17 protein-coding genes and 1 riboswitch are annotated in these 16,936 nt (G+C 59.7%); of the genes, 7 read left to right on the top strand and 10 right to left on the bottom strand.

Going from position 1 to position 16,936, the window contains the following annotated elements:
- Positions 1-323: 323 nt before the first annotated feature.
- Positions 324-2,159: an aminopeptidase P family protein gene (locus ACIQJ2_RS11830; protein WP_400668751.1), complete on the top strand. Its 1,836-nt coding sequence runs from the start codon at positions 324-326 to the stop codon at positions 2,157-2,159.
- 49 nt (positions 2,160-2,208) lie between these two features.
- Here the strand turns inward: ACIQJ2_RS11830 and ACIQJ2_RS11835 are convergent, their stop codons facing one another.
- Together ACIQJ2_RS11835 and ACIQJ2_RS11840 are read right to left on the bottom strand one after the other, a co-directional pair.
- On the bottom strand, positions 2,209-2,520 hold the full coding sequence (locus ACIQJ2_RS11835; protein ID WP_199151125.1) for an AzlD family protein: 312 nt from the start codon (positions 2,518-2,520) through the stop codon (positions 2,209-2,211).
- A 2-nt stretch (positions 2,521-2,522) separates the two neighbouring features.
- Positions 2,523-3,245, bottom strand: a complete 723-nt coding sequence (locus ACIQJ2_RS11840; RefSeq protein ID WP_199151126.1) for an AzlC family ABC transporter permease — start codon at positions 3,243-3,245, stop codon at positions 2,523-2,525.
- Positions 3,246-3,488: 243 nt separating this feature from the next.
- Between ACIQJ2_RS11840 and ACIQJ2_RS11845 the strand changes: the two genes are divergently transcribed.
- Positions 3,489-3,740 (top strand): DUF2164 domain-containing protein, encoded by a 252-nt coding sequence (locus ACIQJ2_RS11845; protein ID WP_199151127.1) that lies wholly within the window; start codon positions 3,489-3,491, stop codon positions 3,738-3,740.
- A gap of 7 nt (positions 3,741-3,747) precedes the next feature.
- On the opposite strand, the gene panB is transcribed toward ACIQJ2_RS11845, so the two are convergent.
- From panB to ACIQJ2_RS11860, 3 genes are all read right to left on the bottom strand, one after another.
- Positions 3,748-4,569, bottom strand: a complete 822-nt coding sequence (gene panB / locus ACIQJ2_RS11850; RefSeq protein WP_400668755.1) for a 3-methyl-2-oxobutanoate hydroxymethyltransferase — start codon at positions 4,567-4,569, stop codon at positions 3,748-3,750.
- A gap of 1 nt (position 4,570) precedes the next feature.
- A complete protein-coding gene (gene panC / locus ACIQJ2_RS11855) occupies positions 4,571-5,446 on the bottom strand; it encodes a pantoate--beta-alanine ligase (protein ID WP_400668758.1) in 876 nt (291 codons plus the stop codon).
- 311 nt (positions 5,447-5,757) lie between these two features.
- Positions 5,758-6,462, bottom strand: a complete 705-nt coding sequence (locus tag ACIQJ2_RS11860; protein WP_400668760.1) for an SDR family oxidoreductase — start codon at positions 6,460-6,462, stop codon at positions 5,758-5,760.
- Positions 6,463-6,586: 124 nt separating this feature from the next.
- Between ACIQJ2_RS11860 and ACIQJ2_RS11865 the strand changes: the two genes are divergently transcribed.
- The 3 genes from ACIQJ2_RS11865 (at position 6,587) to ACIQJ2_RS11875 (ending at position 10,280) form a co-directional block, all read left to right on the top strand.
- Entirely contained in the window at positions 6,587-7,477 is an 891-nt protein-coding gene (locus ACIQJ2_RS11865) for a LysR substrate-binding domain-containing protein (RefSeq protein WP_400668763.1), read from the top strand.
- 43 nt (positions 7,478-7,520) lie between these two features.
- Positions 7,521-7,716, top strand: a riboswitch (cobalamin riboswitch).
- A 103-nt stretch (positions 7,717-7,819) separates the two neighbouring features.
- On the top strand, positions 7,820-8,605 hold the full coding sequence (locus ACIQJ2_RS11870) for an acyl-CoA thioesterase (protein WP_400668766.1): 786 nt from the start codon (positions 7,820-7,822) through the stop codon (positions 8,603-8,605).
- 277 nt (positions 8,606-8,882) lie between these two features.
- Positions 8,883-10,280, top strand: coding sequence for a hypothetical protein (locus ACIQJ2_RS11875; RefSeq protein WP_400668768.1), 1,398 nt, complete (start codon positions 8,883-8,885; stop codon positions 10,278-10,280).
- 5 nt (positions 10,281-10,285) lie between these two features.
- Here the strand turns inward: ACIQJ2_RS11875 and ACIQJ2_RS11880 are convergent, their stop codons facing one another.
- From ACIQJ2_RS11880 to ACIQJ2_RS11895, 4 genes are all read right to left on the bottom strand, one after another.
- Positions 10,286-11,371: a glycosyltransferase family 4 protein gene (locus ACIQJ2_RS11880; RefSeq protein WP_400668771.1), complete on the bottom strand. Its 1,086-nt coding sequence runs from the start codon at positions 11,369-11,371 to the stop codon at positions 10,286-10,288.
- Positions 11,372-11,451: 80 nt separating this feature from the next.
- Complete coding sequence (gene pncA, locus ACIQJ2_RS11885) at positions 11,452-12,075, bottom strand: bifunctional nicotinamidase/pyrazinamidase (protein WP_400668772.1); 624 nt, start codon at positions 12,073-12,075, stop codon at positions 11,452-11,454.
- A 110-nt stretch (positions 12,076-12,185) separates the two neighbouring features.
- The gene (locus ACIQJ2_RS11890) at positions 12,186-13,469 is read right to left on the bottom strand and encodes a sugar MFS transporter (RefSeq protein ID WP_199145922.1); all 1,284 of its coding nucleotides are present in this window, start codon (positions 13,467-13,469) and stop codon (positions 12,186-12,188) included.
- 439 nt (positions 13,470-13,908) lie between these two features.
- Positions 13,909-14,664: an SDR family oxidoreductase gene (locus tag ACIQJ2_RS11895; protein WP_400668774.1), complete on the bottom strand. Its 756-nt coding sequence runs from the start codon at positions 14,662-14,664 to the stop codon at positions 13,909-13,911.
- 98 nt (positions 14,665-14,762) lie between these two features.
- On the opposite strand from ACIQJ2_RS11895, the gene ACIQJ2_RS11900 reads away from it, so the two are divergent.
- Positions 14,763-15,680: an AraC family transcriptional regulator gene (locus tag ACIQJ2_RS11900; protein WP_400668775.1), complete on the top strand. Its 918-nt coding sequence runs from the start codon at positions 14,763-14,765 to the stop codon at positions 15,678-15,680.
- Between the two features lie 74 nt (positions 15,681-15,754).
- Here the strand turns inward: ACIQJ2_RS11900 and gstA are convergent, their stop codons facing one another.
- Positions 15,755-16,387 carry a glutathione transferase GstA gene (gene gstA, locus ACIQJ2_RS11905; protein WP_400668776.1) on the bottom strand — a complete coding sequence of 211 codons (633 nt, stop codon included), beginning with the start codon at positions 16,385-16,387 and terminating at the stop codon, positions 15,755-15,757.
- A 149-nt stretch (positions 16,388-16,536) separates the two neighbouring features.
- On the opposite strand from gstA, the gene ACIQJ2_RS11910 reads away from it, so the two are divergent.
- Positions 16,537-16,857: a winged helix-turn-helix transcriptional regulator gene (locus ACIQJ2_RS11910; RefSeq protein ID WP_400668777.1), complete on the top strand. Its 321-nt coding sequence runs from the start codon at positions 16,537-16,539 to the stop codon at positions 16,855-16,857.
- The last annotated feature ends 79 nt before the right edge of the window (positions 16,858-16,936 follow it).

Here is a 16,936-nt window from a genome sequence, read left to right on the forward strand (position 1 = left end):
AGCTGGTTCTTCGTGAACCGCGTTTGATGCGGCGGATATAGCGACTCGCTCCTCCGAGTGGCAGGGGGGAGGCTTCATGGGAGCTATGCGTCATATGCATATTGTCTGCCGTGAAGATGTCATAATCGGCAGGCGATGCTCACGAAATGGGCGGATTCGTTAACGGCATCGAGGGATGGGACGGCGAGGCAACGCAGCTGTATAGCCGCCGCGTGTATAGTTTTCGCAGAGCTTGGAAAATCACGTCGCGCTTCGCGCTTTGATGCTCTAACATACTGGCACCATTCAGTTTCACGGATTCTCCATCAGTTTCGGATCAAGCCATGTTTCAGTCTTTCGACGTCACTTCCACCCCGCAATTCGGCCGCGAGCGAGTTGCTGGCCTGCGCGCCGCCTTCGGTGATCTCGGCATTGACGGCTTCCTCGTGCCGCGTGCCGACGAGTATCAGGGCGAGTATGTGCCCCAATGTTCCGAACGCCTGGCATGGCTGACCGGCTTCACTGGCTCGGCGGGTGTTGCGCTTGTGACACACACCCAGGCTGTGGTTTTCGTGGACGGCCGATATGTCACCCAGCTTGCCGAGCAGGTGGATGGAAGCGTCTTTACGGGCGGCGACCTCGTGAACGAACCGCCGCATGTCTGGCTACCGCGCCATGCAAAGAAGGGCTTCCGCCTGGGAGTAGATCCCTGGCTACATACGGGTGCCGAAGTCAGGCGCTTGGAAAAAGCGCTGGCCGAGATCGACGGCAAGCTGGTGATTCTCCCGCATAATCCACTCGACAAACTCTGGTCGGATCGTCCCGCAGAGCCGCTCGGCGGCGTCATCATTCAGGATATCGGACAGGCCGGTGTCCTTGCCAAGGACAAGCTTGCGACCATCGCGGCCGATCTCAAGGAAAAGAACCTCAAGGCAGTCTTGATCACCGATCCGTCTTCGGTCGCGTGGATTTTCAATATTCGCGGCAGCGACGTTCCGCACACGCCGCATCCGCTGGCGCGTGCCATCATCCATGCCGAAGGCGCAGCGGAACTTTTTCTCGACAAGCGCAAGACCAAGGTCGAGGCCGAAGCTTATCTTGCGCAGATCTGCAAGCAGCTGCCGCCTGCCGAACTCACCAAGCGCCTCGCTGCGGCTGCGGTCAATGGCGGACGCATTCTCGTCGATCCGGATCTGGCGCCGTATGCTCTCACGGAGGTCATCCGCCGCGAGGGTGGCGAGATCGTCGAAGGCAGCGATCCTGCCAAACTACCGCGCGCCTGCAAGAATGCCGCCGAAATCAACGGCTCTGCTGCTGCCCATCTGCAGGACGGCGCCGCCATGGTCGAATTCCTCTATTGGCTCGAGACGAGCAAGCCGGGAACGGTTACGGAGATTGCCGCGGCCGAGCGCTTGGAAGCTTGCCGCGCCCGCGTTGGCGAGAGCATGCAGAACCCGCTGAAGGACATCTCCTTCGATACGATTTCCGGCGCCGGCGAGCATGGTGCCGTCATCCATTACCGTGTGACGACGGCGAGCGACCGGCTGATTAAGGCGGGCGAATTGTTCCTGATCGATTCGGGCGCGCAATACATCAACGGCACCACCGATATCACCCGCACGGTCGGTATCGGTGCGGTTCCCGAGGAGCAGAAGCGCTTCTTCACGCTGGTGCTGAAGGGGATGATCGCCATCAGCATGGCGCGGTTCCCCAAGGGCACACGCGGCTGCGACCTCGATCCGCTGGCGCGCATCGCGCTTTGGAAGGCCGGCGTCGATTATGGCCATGGCACGGGCCATGGCGTCGGTTCCTATCTTTCCGTGCACGAAGGGCCGCAGCGCATCGCGCGGCTTGCCGTGCAGGAGCTGCTGCCCGGCATGATCCTGTCCAACGAGCCCGGCTACTATCGCCCAGGTCACTTCGGCATCCGCATCGAAAACCTGATCTACATCCGCGATCCGGAGGAGATCGAAGGCGGCGACATGCAGATGCTCGGTTTCGAGACGCTGACTTTCTGCCCGATCGACCGCAGCTTGGTTCTCGTCGAATTGCTGACGCATGACGAATTGCATTGGCTGAACGAGTATCACGCCAGAACACGTGAAGCGTTGATGCCGCTGATCCATGATCACGACATTCGAGCATGGCTGGAAAATGCGACGCTCGAACTGAAGCATTAAAAAGCATGAGCCCCATCCCAACACAAAGCGGGATGGGGCGTTTAGCATCTCAGGCGCCGATGGAGTGGCGCCACGCCATCACGATGACCCAACTCGCGACCAGCATATAGGTCGAGGGGAAGCGCAGGCCGACAAGAAGGGCTGCGAGCATGGCGACCTTCGTGTCCCAGCCGCCGATGAAGAAGGCGGGTGCGACGAGGGTCGTCAGGACAGCCGCAGGAACGGCGTTCAAGGCGGCTTCGACGCGCGGGGGAATGCGCGTCATCTTGACGATCAGAATGTAACCGCCGATGCGCGTCAGGAAGGTCACGACGGCCGCAGCCGCGATCAGCAGGACCATATGCGAATTGAAATCGAGCATGGTCAGACCTCGTGGCTTTCGTGGGCTATATCAGGCTTGCGGTTAGCCTTTACCGGCGGCAACATCGCGGCGAGAGCCACGCCGGCCAGTGCGCCGATGCTGACATGCCAGGGCGAGCCGACATAGCGATACGCGATGGCCGATGCCACGGCGCTGGCGGCCACGACGGGCAGGAAATTATCCCGCTTGCGAAAGCCGAGGACGATGCCGAGGAAATAGATCGGCAGCAGGATATCGAGACCGATGGCTCTGGGATCACCGATCAGGCTCCCGAGCAGGCCGCCGATGAGGCTGATCACGACCCAGGGAATATAGACCATCGCCGCAAAGCCCATATACCAGGCGAAGGTGACGGATTTGCCGCTCTCATGGCGCTTGATCGTTTCGGCGAATTGCGGATCGACCAGCAGAAAGAAGGTGAAGAACTTTTCCACTACGGAGAAGTGCCTGATGTAGCGCGCGATCGCAGCCGAATAGAGCACATGTCGGAAGTTCACGGCCAGGATCGACAGCACGATGAGCCACGCCTGAACGTTATGCCCGAAGAGGTCGAGGCCGACCATCTGGCTGGCACCGGCATAGACGGTGCCGCTCATCAGGGTCAATTCACCGAGCGACATGCCTTGATCGCGCGCCAGCGCACCAAACAAGGCGCCGAAGGGCGCCGCAGCGAGACCGACGGGAATGCCGCCCTTCAAGCCTTCGAGAAAATCCGCGCGACTCATGGTCCGCTTTATCCTTTGTGGAAAACCCGGCTATTTCGTCCGGAGGCCGCATTTGCAGTCCGGACCGCAGATTGGTTGTGAGGTGTAGCGTCCTCGCCCCTTGCGCATCTGCCCCCGGGCGCTGTTCAATGGCGGGAGCTGTAAGCCGTGCGCGTGGAAGCAGCAATTGAATTTACTTGATGGATTAATTGATTTTCTTGAAGCAGTTCCCTGGGTCTGCTTGCAAAATGGGAGATGCTTAGCATGAAGAAGATCACCTTCACGAAGGAAGAGAAGGCGGCGATCGTCGCGCGTCTTCAACGCTATTTCTCTGAGGAGCTCGATCAGACGCTTGGCACATTGCCGGCCGAGTTCCTGCTTGAGTTCCTTACGACCGAGATCGGCCCATACTATTACAATCAGGGCCTGCGCGACGCCCATGCAGCGTTTATGAGCAAGATGGAGGACTTCGGCGAGGCGATCTATCTGTTGGAGAAGGAGCCCGCCAAGAGTTGATGGAGCCTCATTTCTTCGGCTGGAACGTGTGTTCCATCGCCGGGAAGGTGCGTGCCTTTACCTCTTCGGCATAAGTTTCAGCTGCTTTGGAGACCAAGGGTGCCAGCTTGGCGAAATGCTTGACGAAGCGCGGCTTGAAGTCGTTGAAGAGGCCGAGCATGTCGTCGGAGACGAGGATCTGCCCGTCACAGGCTGCGGAAGCGCCGATGCCGATCGTGGGAGTGGCGACAGCGGCGGTGATTTCGCGGGCGAGCGGTTCTATCGTGCCTTCGATCACCATTGCGAAAGCGCCAGCCTCGGAGATCGCCCTGGCATCGCGGCGAATCTTATCCGCCTCCTCATCCGAGCGTCCGAGAGAACGATAGCCACCGGTCGTGTTGACCTGCTGCGGCATCAGCCCGACATGGCCGAAGACCGGGACACCGCGAGAGGTGAGGAAGGAGACGGTTTCCGCCATTTCCTCGCCGCCCTCGAGTTTCACGCCATCGCAGCCCGTTTCCTTCAGGATGCGCGCGGCGTTGCGAAAGGCTTGTTCCTTCGACTCCTGATAGGAGCCGAATGGCAGGTCGACGATGACGCAGGCGTGCTTTGCGCCGCGCATGACCGCCTGGCCGTGCGCAATCATCATTTCCATGGTAACGCCGACGGTCGTCTCCATGCCGTAGAGCACCATGCCAAGGGAATCGCCGACCAGCAGCAGGTCGCAATGGGGATCGAGAAGGCGAGCAATCGGCGTCGTATAGGCTGTCAGGCTGACGATGGGGTGCGTGCCTTTCATCGCTTCGATGGCGGCAGGCGTGGTGCGCTTGGTGCGTCCGACGGTGCTCATTTCAGGCGGCCCTTTCATTGGCGGACGATTTGCGGCCGATGACACGATTGTCGAGCAGGCGGGTGGTGCCTATTCGTACGAAAAGCGCGATGAGGACGGGACTGCCTTGAAGTGTCGTCAGCGGCTCCAGCGTGTCCGGATGACGGACGGCGACCACTTCGGCAGTCGCAAGCGGCTCTGTCTCGATGAAGGCGCGCAGGGTGTCCTCGAGAGCCAAGGGTTCGTCAGCCCCAAGTGCGTAGAGCCTTTCGGCTTCCGCAAGCGCCTTCGGTACGATGACGGCGGCGGCACGCTCTTCCTTCGAGAGATAGGTGTTGCGCGAGGACAGGGCCAGGCCATCCGTATCGCGAACGGTCGGTACGGGAACGACACGAACCGGCTGGGCCAGATCCTCGACCATGCGACGGATGATCGCCACCTGCTGATAATCCTTTTCGCCGAAATAAGCGCTATCAGGCTGGACGATATTGAAAAGCTTGGTGACAACGGTTGCGACACCGGCAAAATGTCCAGGGCGGACCGCGCCTTCGAGTTCCGTGCCAAGCTTCGGCACGTCGACTACAGTTTCCATGGGGCGCGGATACATATCAGCCACTTCGGGTGCGAAGAGGAAATCGACACCTGCCTCGCGCAGCATGGCGCTGTCGCGCTCAAGATCGCGCGGATATTTCGCCAGATCCTCATTGGCGCCGAATTGCAGTGGATTGACGAAGATCGAGGTGACGACGATATCGTTCTCGGCTTTGGCGCGGGAAACCAGCTCCATATGGCCGGCATGAAGGTAGCCCATGGTCGGCACCAGGCCGATGCTGCGACCGGCTTTGCGATGTTCGCCGAGCCGTTCACGCAAGGTGGCTATCGTGCTGATGACATCCATAATGGCACTCCTCCCAAGGCAGTGCCGCCTCACACCGCCCGTTTCCGTCCCTAGAATTCGGCGGGCCGTTCTAACGTGTGCAGTGCAAAAAGGCAATTCAAGGCGCGTGATGTGGTGGGCGTGGGGATGTTGTCCAATCCGCTGCCTGTCCTGTCGGGAGGATGATATTGCAGGTGCGAGACTGGTAACTGGAAACCTCGCGTAGCTGCCTTGGATATAGCCTCGCTTCCCAAAGCATACCCCAAATGAAATCGCTCTCCGAGGCGAGGCCCGGGAGAGCGAATGCGATATGATGTCGTCTCGTGTCGAGGTTACACCGAGCGGGTCAAGCCGCCGTCGACCTTGAGGTTCTGGCCGGTGATGTAGCCGGCGCCATCCGAGGCGAGGAAGGCGACGGTGGCGGCGATTTCGGCGCTGGTGCCGTAACGCTGCATCGGCACGGTCTCGCGGCGCTCCTCGGTTGCCGGGAGGCTATCGATCCAGCCGGGCAGGACGTTGTTCATCCGCACATTGTCTGCGGCATAGGTGTCGGCGAAAATCTTGGTGTAGGAAGCAAGTCCCGCGCGGAAGACTGCCGAGGTCGGGAACATTGGCGAGGGTTCGAACGCCCAGGCGGTGGAGATGTTGACGATCGCGCCGGACTTCTGCTTCTGCATGATGGGGGCGACGAGGCGCGTCGGACGGATGACGTTCATTAGATAGACGTCTAGGCCGGTGTGCCATTGCTCGTCGGTGATCTCAAGGATCTGAGCGCGGGGGCCGTGGCCGGCGCTGTTGACGAGCACGTCGATCCGTCCCCATTTCTCCATGGTCGTGTCGACCAGTCGCTTGAGGTCGTCATTCGACTGGTTCGAGCCCGTGATGCCGATGCCGCCAAGCTCTTGTGCCAGCGCTTCACCTTTTCCGGAGGAGGACAGAATGGCTACCTTGAAACCATCGGCAGCAAGGCGTCTGGCGCTCTCCGCACCCATGCCGCTGCCGCCCGCTGTGATAACAGCCACTTTTTCTATCGACATTTTCGGTTCCTCTTTCATCTCGTTCGGATAGAGTTTCTTGCCTCAAATTTACCGATGAAATATCATCTTTCCTGCGCGTGGGCGAAGCAGTTACGCTCTTATTTGTCAGTAGAAAAACTATCGCATGGATGGCTCAGTCGGTAAACTTCCTTCTCTGAATGGTCTCAAGGCGTTCGAGGTATCTGCGCGGCATCATAGCTTCAGGCTTGCCGCCGAGGAACTCGGTGTTACGCAAGGCGCTGTGGCCCAGCAGGTGCGCGGGCTGGAGGCGGAGCTCGGAGTCAAGTTGTTCGAGCGGATGCCGCGAAGTCTTGTCTTGACGGGCGAGGGGCGTGGCTATTTCGCCGATATCAGGCGTGCCTTTGAAATCATCGCTCAGGCGACTGGCGATCTTAAGCCACAGCCCGTCAGGCTTACGATCAGCACCACGCCGACATTCGCATCGAAATGGCTGATCCCACGCCTGCCGGATTTTACGGCGCGTCATCCGGATCTCGACCTCCATATTCTCGCGACGGAGCGCATGTCTGGCTTTCAGGCCGATGGGGTGGACCTTGCCGTGCGCTATGGCAGACCACCCTTCGGTCCAGGACTGGCGACGGAGTTGCTATTCGAGCAGGAAATCATTGCGGTTTGCAGCCTGGTGCTGCTGCTTGAGCGAAAGCCGCCGACTACCTCGGAGGAGCTTGCAGGTTACGTGCTTCTGCATGATGCCCATAATTCCTGGCCGGAATTCATCGACAGGCATTTCGGAGGCGCGGCGCAGGCACCCTACAAGGGGATCAGTTTCAACCAGACCTCACACGCCATCGAAGCTGCCATTGCCGGGCAGGGCATCGTGCTTGCCAACCGGGATTTCGTTGCCCGAGACTTGGCTGAAGGGCGCCTGATACAGATCGTCGAGGGATCGCTAAGCGGTCCCTCCGATTTTTACATGGTCTGGCCACGCTACCGGAAATCGGCGGCCCTGGAGACGGTTATCGCCTGGCTGGGTGAAGAGGCGAGACGGAAATGAGGCGGTGGCCCCTGCCACGCCTTGACCGGCTCTCGAACATCGGACATTGCTGCGTTGTAACGGTTCTGCGGACCTTTGGTCCGGAGCTAAGAGGGAATCCGGTCACAATGCCGGAGCTGCCCCCGCAACTGTAAGCGGCGAGCCGTCGTCCAAGATGTCACTGAGGGAGCCTCCTTGGGAAGACGGACGGCGGTGATGAACCGTGAGCCAGGAGACCTGCCGCTACAGATAACGTCCACGGGCGGGGTGTCCCGGTGTGCCGCTTTGCGACCGGCATGTCTATGCCCGGCGCCGATGCGTCATTCCATTGCCCTGCCTTCCAATCGAGATGGTAGTGCTCTTATGTCAAATACGCCTTCCGGGGTTCACACGCAGTCTCCCACAACACTGATCGACATCGTCTTTCCAGGCGATACCAACCACCATGGCACCTTTTTCGGAGGCGCAGGCCTTGCGTTGATGGATCGCGTCGCCTTCATCTCCGCCACAAGATACGGCCGCGCGCCTTTCGTGACCGCCTCTTGCGAACGGGTTGATTTCAGACAACCGGCTCGCATCGGTCATATCGTCGAATTTACAGCGCTTCCCGTCAGGGCCGGGCGTCGTTCCCTGACGATCGAGGTGGAAATGGTTGCGGAGGCCATCGCCGGCCGGGAGCGGCATGTTTGCACACGCGGCGTCTTTCACATGGTTGCGATCCCCGAGGAGCAAAGCGCGTCTGACTGGATATTGCCACCACTTAAATCGCAAGCCGAGCCGCCCCGAAGCGAAGGCGCGGCGATGGTGGATATTGTATTTCCCGATCAGGCCAATAGCGCCGGAAAAATGTTTGGCGGCGAAGCGGTGGCCTACATGACGAAGGCTGCCTTCATTGCCGCATCGAGACTTTCCGGGAGGTTGACGGTACTGGCGTCTTCGGAGCGCATCGACTTTTCCCGCCCTATCGTCGTTGGCGAGATTGTCGAGGTTTGCGCCGAGGTCATCGAAATCGGGCGGACCTCAATGAAAGTGCAGACGGTCCTCTACTCCGAGAACCTTCTCAGCGGAGAGCGACATATCACGGCGACGGGACATTTCGTGATGGTTGCCGTTGATGCAAACCACAAGCCTGTCGTCGTCGAGCGATGAGTTTGACGCGGCGAGTGCGTGCTTCCTGATTGCCCTGGCTCATCCATCACGATGCGGTTGAAGGCATGATGTGGAAGATGATCGTCTCTCTGGCGCCGTTGCTCCAGGCTCCGCCGATCGAGCAGATTTTCGAGGAATGAAATGCCATCTGGCGTGGCCGGCGCGTCTTGGCACATATGCCTGCCATCCACCTGCTTGCGCGCGGCCCTTAGTATTCGGTTCCTAAGGCTTTCCCGGGATTAGCGCTTTTCTCAATCTTTTGCTGTTAGCTGACCGCATGGCAAAGATCGTGGCATTGGCGGCATATTTCTATCAGGCGGCCGTGGCATTCGGGCTGCTGATCGCAATAGCGCATTTGCTTGCGCCGGCGGATTACGCGGCCTACTCGCTTTTCATCACCATCAGCCAGTTTGCGGCGATCTTCTGCTTCGAATGGATCCGCCATGCCTGCAGCCGCTTCTATCCGGGTTCGACGCCCGGGAGCGAAGCACTGGAGCGAAAGGCGCTGACCGTCGAGTTTGCCGTATGCGCGATGATCTGCCTGGTCGCTGCATCCGCGTCGATCTTCTTTTCGGTTCCCCGCGAGATTGCGATGCTTGGCGCTCTTGTTGCGGTTTTGCAGGGCGGAAGCGATCTTCATCTCACCATGCTGCGCTTTCGCCAGGAGTTTCGCGCCTTTTCCCGACTGCAGGGATCCCGCGCCACCATTCTTGCCGTCGGTACGCTCGCCGGAGCAATGGTTACTCCAAACTTCACCTGCACGATCATAGGGTTGCTCGCCGGCTATGTTGCCTACGGCTCGTGGGCCATATTTCTGACCCGCGACAGTCTGCGCGAAGCGGCGCGTCTCGAGCCAGCGCTGATCCGCAAGCATTTTGTTTATGGCAGCGTTGCGGCCAGCGCCTCGGTGCTCGGTATGCTTGCGCCGTTGGGCTTGAAGTCGATCCTGACGGCGGCGTTAGGGGCGGGCGGGGCTGCAGGCGCATTGCTGGCGCTCGATCTGCTGCAGCGGCCGTTCGTGCTGATCGTTTCGGCACTGCAGGCCATTCAATATCCGGATGTGGTCGCCTCCCATGATCGCGATGGTATAACTCCTGCGTTCAGGAAACAGCTTGGAGATTACTATTCGCTGCTGACCGGCCTTACATTGATGACCGCGGCCGGCATTTTCGCCCTGTTGCAGCCCGTGGCGCATCTGGTTATTTCGGCTGGCTTGCGCGACGGATTTCTTGCAGGCGCGCCTTTTGTCGTCGGTCTTTCGGTGTGCCGCGCCCTGACATTGAACATGTCGCCGACGCCTGCGCACCTTCAGCGCCGATTGCTGATGATTTTCCTGTTGGCTTTGGTCGATTGCGTCCTGCTGAATGTCGGGACGCTGCTTGGCGGCTATTTCGGCTCGTTCGACGATGCGGCGCTCATGTTCGGCGGTATGATCGGTGCGCTGGTGGCAATGGCGATCGGGGTGAAGGTGCTCACTTTGCTGCCCTTCAGCTTCATCTGGCGGCCGGTCATTTTCTCCGCCATCGGTCTCGCCGTGCCGGTACTTGCAACGGCCGGCTTTGAGTATTCACTTTGGATATCGGTGACGATTGGCGTTGTCGGTGGCGCTGTGTTCTGCGTGCTCGGCCTTCACAGCTATTTCGTCACGATGTTCCGGCCGCAAGCCCGAAGTTAGATCCGTCAGAGGGCCTCCAGCATGGATAGCACACGCTCCGCACTGCTGTTCCAGGAGAAGCGCGCGACATTCTCGTGGCCGCGTCGGCGCAGATCCTCACGCAAAGCGCCGTCTGCGGCAATCCTCTGCATGGCGGCGACAAGCTCGTCCTGCCTGGTGGGATCGAAGTAGAGCGCAGCATCGCCCGAGGCTTCGCGGACAGCGGGGATATCGGCGGCCAGCACCGGGCAACCCTGCGTCATGGCTTCGAGCGGCGGAATGCCGAAGCCTTCATAGAGGCTGGGAAAGACGAAGGCCGTGGCATGTCGTTCCAGCGCGGCGATCTCTGCATCCGTGAGGCGACCGGGAAAGAGCTGCCTGTCACTGGACTGCGGCCCGTCGGCCTCGAACACGGTCGGAGCTGTGCCGCCGACAACCACGAGTTTCTGGTTTTCATCGCCAAGGGTTTCGAAGGCGCGAATGGCGAAATCGAGATTCTTGTTCGGCTTCATCGTACCGACGAGAAGGAAGAAGCCGTTGGTCTGTAATCCGAGCCGCTGGATGATGGCCTCATCGGGTTGAATGGCGGCGAAGTGATCGACGGCATTGTAGACCACATCGATGCCGCTTGCGGGGACCCGGAAAACGGAGGCAAGTTCGTCGCGCGAAAACTCCGAGACCGTGCCGATCTTGGCGGTGCGGGTGAGCACCGTGCCGAGGGCGCCATGCAGCATGCGGTAGCTGCGTTTGAAGGATTGCGGGTGCCGGAAGATGGTCGCGTCATGGATGACCACCATTTGGCGGCGATGCAGGAGAGGACCGCTGCCGCCGAAGCCGATCAGCCGGCTGCCGCGCGATCGCGAAAGCAGAGATGTCTGTTCCCAAATATGACCGGGGCCTGAGCCGAAAGAATCGACTTCTATGGCGGAAAGACCGATGTCGACGCGCGTATGGCGCGGCACCGCCAAGCGCCATCTTGCACCCTTCAACGTAGACGGTACCGCACCTGCGGCGATCTTGCGGTCAAGCGCCAGCGTCAATTCGCGTGCAAAGCGTTGTACGCCGGATAATGGCTGGCTGAGAAATCGCCCGTTGATGGTAATCGATTGCACTCGAACGCCCCGGTATGTCATTGATCGGGGCCAGTCTGCATTAGTTTCCTTAGAGAAGGTTTAGCTCCGCCTGCCTGATTTTAGGCAAGCGCGTCCCTGCTGTCGATCGTGGCGACGCCGCGCGTCCGCATCTCTTCGATCGCAGCCTTGACGCCGGCGGGATCGATCCCGCGGCTTGCGTCCTCGATGAAGCGGACTGTAACGCCGGAAAGCATCTCGACCGCGTCGATTGCGGAGAATTTAACGCAGTAGTCGGTTGCAAGTCCGCAAAGGTCGAGCGCGGTCACGCCCTTGCCGCGTAGATAGGCGGCCAGGCCCGTAAGTGCAGCCTGATCGTTGTCGCGGAAGGCCGAATAGCTGTCGACCGCCGGATTCTGACCCTTCTGCTGGATAAAGTCGACGGCATCGACGTGGAGTGCCGGATGGAAGCGAGCGTCTTCGGTATTCTGGACGCAGTGGTCGGGCCACATCATCTGTGGCTTGCCGGAGAGCGTGCCCATTTCGAAAGGTTTTTTGCCGGGATGGGCCGATGCGAAGCTGCCGTGGCCGGCCGGATGCCAGTCCTGTGATGCGACGATGAGATCATATTTGCCGCTGTCGATCAGCTTGTTGGCAACCTGTACCACCTGATCTCCTTCCGGGACGGGCAGGTTGCCACCCGGGCAGAAGCCGTTCTGGATGTCGATGAGCAGCAGTGCTTTCATGGGGCCTGTCCTTCCGTCTTGTTGCACTGCACGATGCCAAGCGGCGCGGTTCGGATCAAGCCCCATGCGCCCCGCCGAAGACGCGGCGAGGCACAATGGTTGGCAAAGCCTTACGCAGGCTTGTGGCCCTTCAGCCCGTAGAAGGCGATATAGACGTAGCAGATGATCGGCATCAGGAAGGCGAGGTGGATGCCAATGGTATCGGCAAGGCCGCCCTGGATAACGGGCAGAACGGCGCCACCGACAATGGCGAGGCAAAGAATACCGGATCCCTGGCTCGTATATTTGCCGAGCCCATGTAGCGCCAGACTGAAGATCGTCGGGAACATGATGGAGTTGAAGAGGCCGATTGCCAGCACCGACCACATGGCGACATGGCCCGTGGTGAGTACGGTTACCACCAGCAGGATGATGACGATAGCAGCGTTGAAAGCAAGCGCCTTGCCATCGTCGATCTGGCGCATGATCACAGATCCGACGAAGCGTCCGATCATCGCGCCGCCCCAGAAATAGGAAACGTAGTGCGCCGCGTCGGCTTCGGAGAGATGGGCGATATCGGGCTGGCTGAGGAAATTGACAAGGAAGCTGCCGACGCTGACTTCGGCACCCACATAGAGGAAGATGCCGACTGCACCGAGCACCAGATGGCGATACTGCCAGGCCGAGCCGCCGCCGCGCATCGGTTCGACGGTTTCCTCATCTTCGACTTGCGGCAGTTTCAACGCCGCAAAGACGGCAGCGAGTACCAGAAACGCGACAGCAAGCAGCAGATACGGGAATTTCACGGCGCCCGCTTCGGCAAGCCGCATGGCGTCAATCTGCTCCGGCGTTGCGTTGGCTGCGGCTACCGTCGCTGCCGAGAGGATCAATATTGCGCCGAAATAGGGAGCGATCGTTGTGCCGAGCGAGTTGAAGGCCTGCGTCAGGTTAAGACGGCTGGCAGCGGTATCGGGAGGTCCCAGGACGGTGACATAGGGATTGGCGGCGACCTGCAGGATCGTGATGCCGGTGGCAAGCACGAAGAGTGCGCCCAGGAAGAGCGCGTAGACGCGGTAGCTGGCGGCTGGAATGAACAGCGCGCAGCCGACTGCCGCGATGGCGAGGCCGACGACGATGCCCCATTTGTAGGTGATGCGCTTTACGAGCGCGCCAGCCGGCAGCGATACGATGAAGTATGCGCCGAAAAAGCAGAGCTGAATGAGCATCGCTTGGGTGTAGTTGAGCTGAAACACGCTCTTCAGGTGCGGCACCAGAATGTCGTTCAGGCAGGTAATGAAGCCCCACATGAAAAAGAGTGAGGTGAGTGCGATAAGCGCGAATTGATAATTGCCCTGGCCTTGATGTGCGGATGCACTGGCGCTGGTGGGCGCAGAGCTTGTTACTGGTCCAGCCACTTTTTTATCCTCGGTTCTTGTTTTCGTCAGACAGCGATGTTCGAGCCGGAATGGGTCGAAATACGAGCTGGCAGCGGCTTGCCGAGGTGCCACGGGAGATACGGAACCCCGAAGCCACTAAGGTCGATATAATCGATTAGGCTGATATTGGTAGCATGCTAGTGATGCGGATTTTGCAGGGCAGCAATGTAGGGAGCGGGATACCGGCCTTCCCGAGGCCGGATTGTGGCGGAGGGATCACTTTTTCTGCCCGGCAAAACTCTCGCTTGTCGTCCCAACACTTGGTCCAGCGAGGATCTTGGCTTTCCTGACAGCCTGCCGCCGAGCTTCCTGCTGATTTTGGACAATCGATATGAGCGTGCTTTGCGCTGAGGCGCGGATATCCGCGACTCAGCATCCTGGACAAATGATTGACGGCATTATGGCTCGCCTTGAAGGTCTAGCTTTGCGCTGATAGCGCGAGCGCGTCGGCCCCAGCTGCCAGGTGGGGTGAGCAGGATGGATCCGTAGCGGCGCGCCAGACGGCTTCCGCGACGTCGGCCGACCGGGTGATTCCGGCCGAGGGTTGCTGTGCCCAACTTGCGAACACGCCTTGCACCAGTTCCGCATATGCATCGGGGAAGCCGCCGGCATCCTTGATGCGCGATTGTGCGGTTTCACCGAAACGTGTGTCGGGAGCGCGCCCCGGCAATACGGTTCTCACGCGGATGTTGAATGGTTCCAGTTCGAGCGCTAGCACCTCGGCGAATGCATTCACCGCCGCCTTGCTGGCGGTATAGACCGAGAGAAGATGGAGCGGTTTCAACGTCACACTGGATGTGATGTTGACGATGACGCCTTGCTCACGTTGCCGAAACTGCGGCAGCACGGCCTGCGTCATGGCCATCGTGCCGATGGTGTTCGTTTCGAAAATATCGCGCGCCAGCTCCATTGATGTGCCTTCCAGCGCATTGAGCCAACCGATTCCCGCATTGTTGACAAGCACGTCGATCGGCCCGGCGGCGTTGATGAGATTGCTGATGCTTTTGGCATTGGTGATATCGAGCGGCAGAACGCGCAAATGTTCTGAGCGGGGGAGTATCTCCTCTTTTGGCGTGCGCATCGTTGCGACGACGTTCCAGTTGCGATCGAGGAAGTATTTGGCGGTTTCCAGTCCGAATCCGGATGAGCAGCCAGTAATCAGAACGGTTTTCATGTCGGCTCCTTGATAAGCGTTGCAGTCGCCACACTAGACCGCGATGGCCGGACTTTGTATGATCGAAAGTCCATATTCGTTTAGCAGGAGTCCTGATTGTGATTGATCCGCTTGCCGAAGTGGTTACCTTGCTGCAACCCGGCGCCCTGCTATCCAAGGTGGTGAGTGGCGGCGGAGCATGGAGCGTCCGCCGTCCTGCGACGGGTAGACCATTTTACTGCGTCGTCATGGACGGCTCTGCCCGCCTTGCGATCGACGGGCATCGGCCGATTGACCTCATGGAAGGCGATTTCGTCCTCATTCCCTCCGTGTTCGGCTTCGTGATGTCCAATCGCGATCCTCAGGAGGCTGGTGCCGACCCTCTGGCCGTCACCATGTGGGAGGGCGAGGTAAGGCATGGTGATCCGAATGCAGCCCCTAATGCCCGATTGCTGATTGGACATTTTACCTTCGGCTCCGAAGATGCCGCGCTTTTGATTTCGCTGCTCCCAACGCTCATCCATGTCAGCGGTGAAAGGAGGCTCTCGCTCATCGTTCAGCTCGTCGCCGAAGAGGCGCGCGAACAGCGTCCGGCGCGTGCCGTCGTTCTTGCACGCCTGCTGGAGGTGATGCTGATCGAGGCTCTTCGATCGACGGGTGGGCCGGAGGCATCGCCCGGTCTGCTGCGCGGGCTTTCCGATGAGAGGCTTGCCGCCGCCATCCGCCGGATCCATGAAAGCCCGGCCGATGCCTGGACGATCGCGCTGCTGGCAAAGGAAGCTGGTCTCTCACGCTCGGCTTTCTTCGAACGCTTCGGTCGTGCCATGGGTGTTGCGCCTATGGAATATGTGCTTTCCTGGCGCATGGCCTTGGCGAAGAGGTTTCTGCGGCGCGGCGATGGTGACATCGCCACCATCGCTGAGCGCGTCGGTTATGGTTCGGCAAGCGCCTTCAGCGTTGCATTCACGCGTTTCGCGGGACTTCCACCAGCGCGATATGCGCGCTCTGCGACCGAGTTGCAAAGCTTTGAGATCTGAGGCGACGTCACTCAGGGGTGCGGATCTCCCGCGAGATGGGAATACCTCGCCGTGGACCGGCGCAGAGAGGCCGATCAGAAGGCCAAGCCCTCTTCTTCGATCGCCTTCCGCACGGCATTGCGCTGCCTCATGCGGGCATACCAGGCTTTTAGATTGTCCAACTCGTCGAAATGGATGGCGGCCTTGTAGTAGGACTTGAGCCAGGCGGCCTGGCCCCATCCCGTCAGGGCGAACAGATAGGCATCGGCAACCGTGAAGTGATCCCCCATCAGGAAGGGGCGATCGGCGAGGTGTGCATCGATCCATTGATAGCGCTTCTCGAGCTTCGGCCTTGCCGTCTCGACATAGCTTCCCGCCAATCGAGCATAAAGAAGCGGAATGAAGCCCTTATGGATTTCGGTTGAGAGGAAGTTGAGCATTTCCTGCAGCTTGTATCGCTCCATGGTGCCGGCAGGCGCCGCCAGTCCGGACTCAGGCTTCAAGTCCGCCAGATATTGAACGATGGCGGGTCCTTCCCGCAGGCGATCACCGTTATCGAGTTCGAGTAGGGGGACATAACCGTGCGGGTTGATGTCATGGAAATCCAATCCCGCTTCGGTCTTGTGCGCGGTGTGATCTACCCTGATCAGTTCGACGTCGAGGGCGAGTTCGTTGATGACGATATGGGGAGAGAGCGAGCAGCTAGCGGGCAGGTAATACAGTTTCACGAGTGGGCTCCATGGTGTTTTCCAGTGCAGCCTTCGCGTGGAATGGCCGCCGCTGAACCATGTAGTCTCCTTGGTATGGAATAGTAAGAACGGAAAAGTTTGACATCTAGGTACAAAAATTATACCGCCTCAACCATGAGGTATGCACCATGAAAAAGACTGTGACCGGATGCTCCGTTGAGGAGGCGATGCATCTGCTGGGAGGCCGCTGGCGGCTGCTGATCGTGTCCTATCTTGTCGATGGGCCACAGCGCTTCAACGAGTTGCGGCGGCTGATGCCTGGCATTTCTCAGCGAATGCTGACGCTTGATTTGCGTGCGCTGGAGGAGGCGGGCCTGATCAGGCGGACGGTCTATCCGACTGTTCCGGTGAAAGTCGAGTATTCGCTGACGGAAGATGGGAGCCGCCTGGAGAAGGTGGTGGCCGTGGTGAAGGAGTTTGGGCTGTGGCTCAAGGGGCGAGATGACTAGGTGGCTGATGCGCGACAGGCTTAACCAGAGCTCGTAGTATAAGTCCGGCCAAATAGGATTTGTCTTCTCGGTTAGCTTG

It is taken from the genome of Rhizobium sp. NPDC092011, from assembly GCF_044756305.1.
GTDB lineage: Bacteria > Pseudomonadota > Alphaproteobacteria > Rhizobiales > Rhizobiaceae > Rhizobium.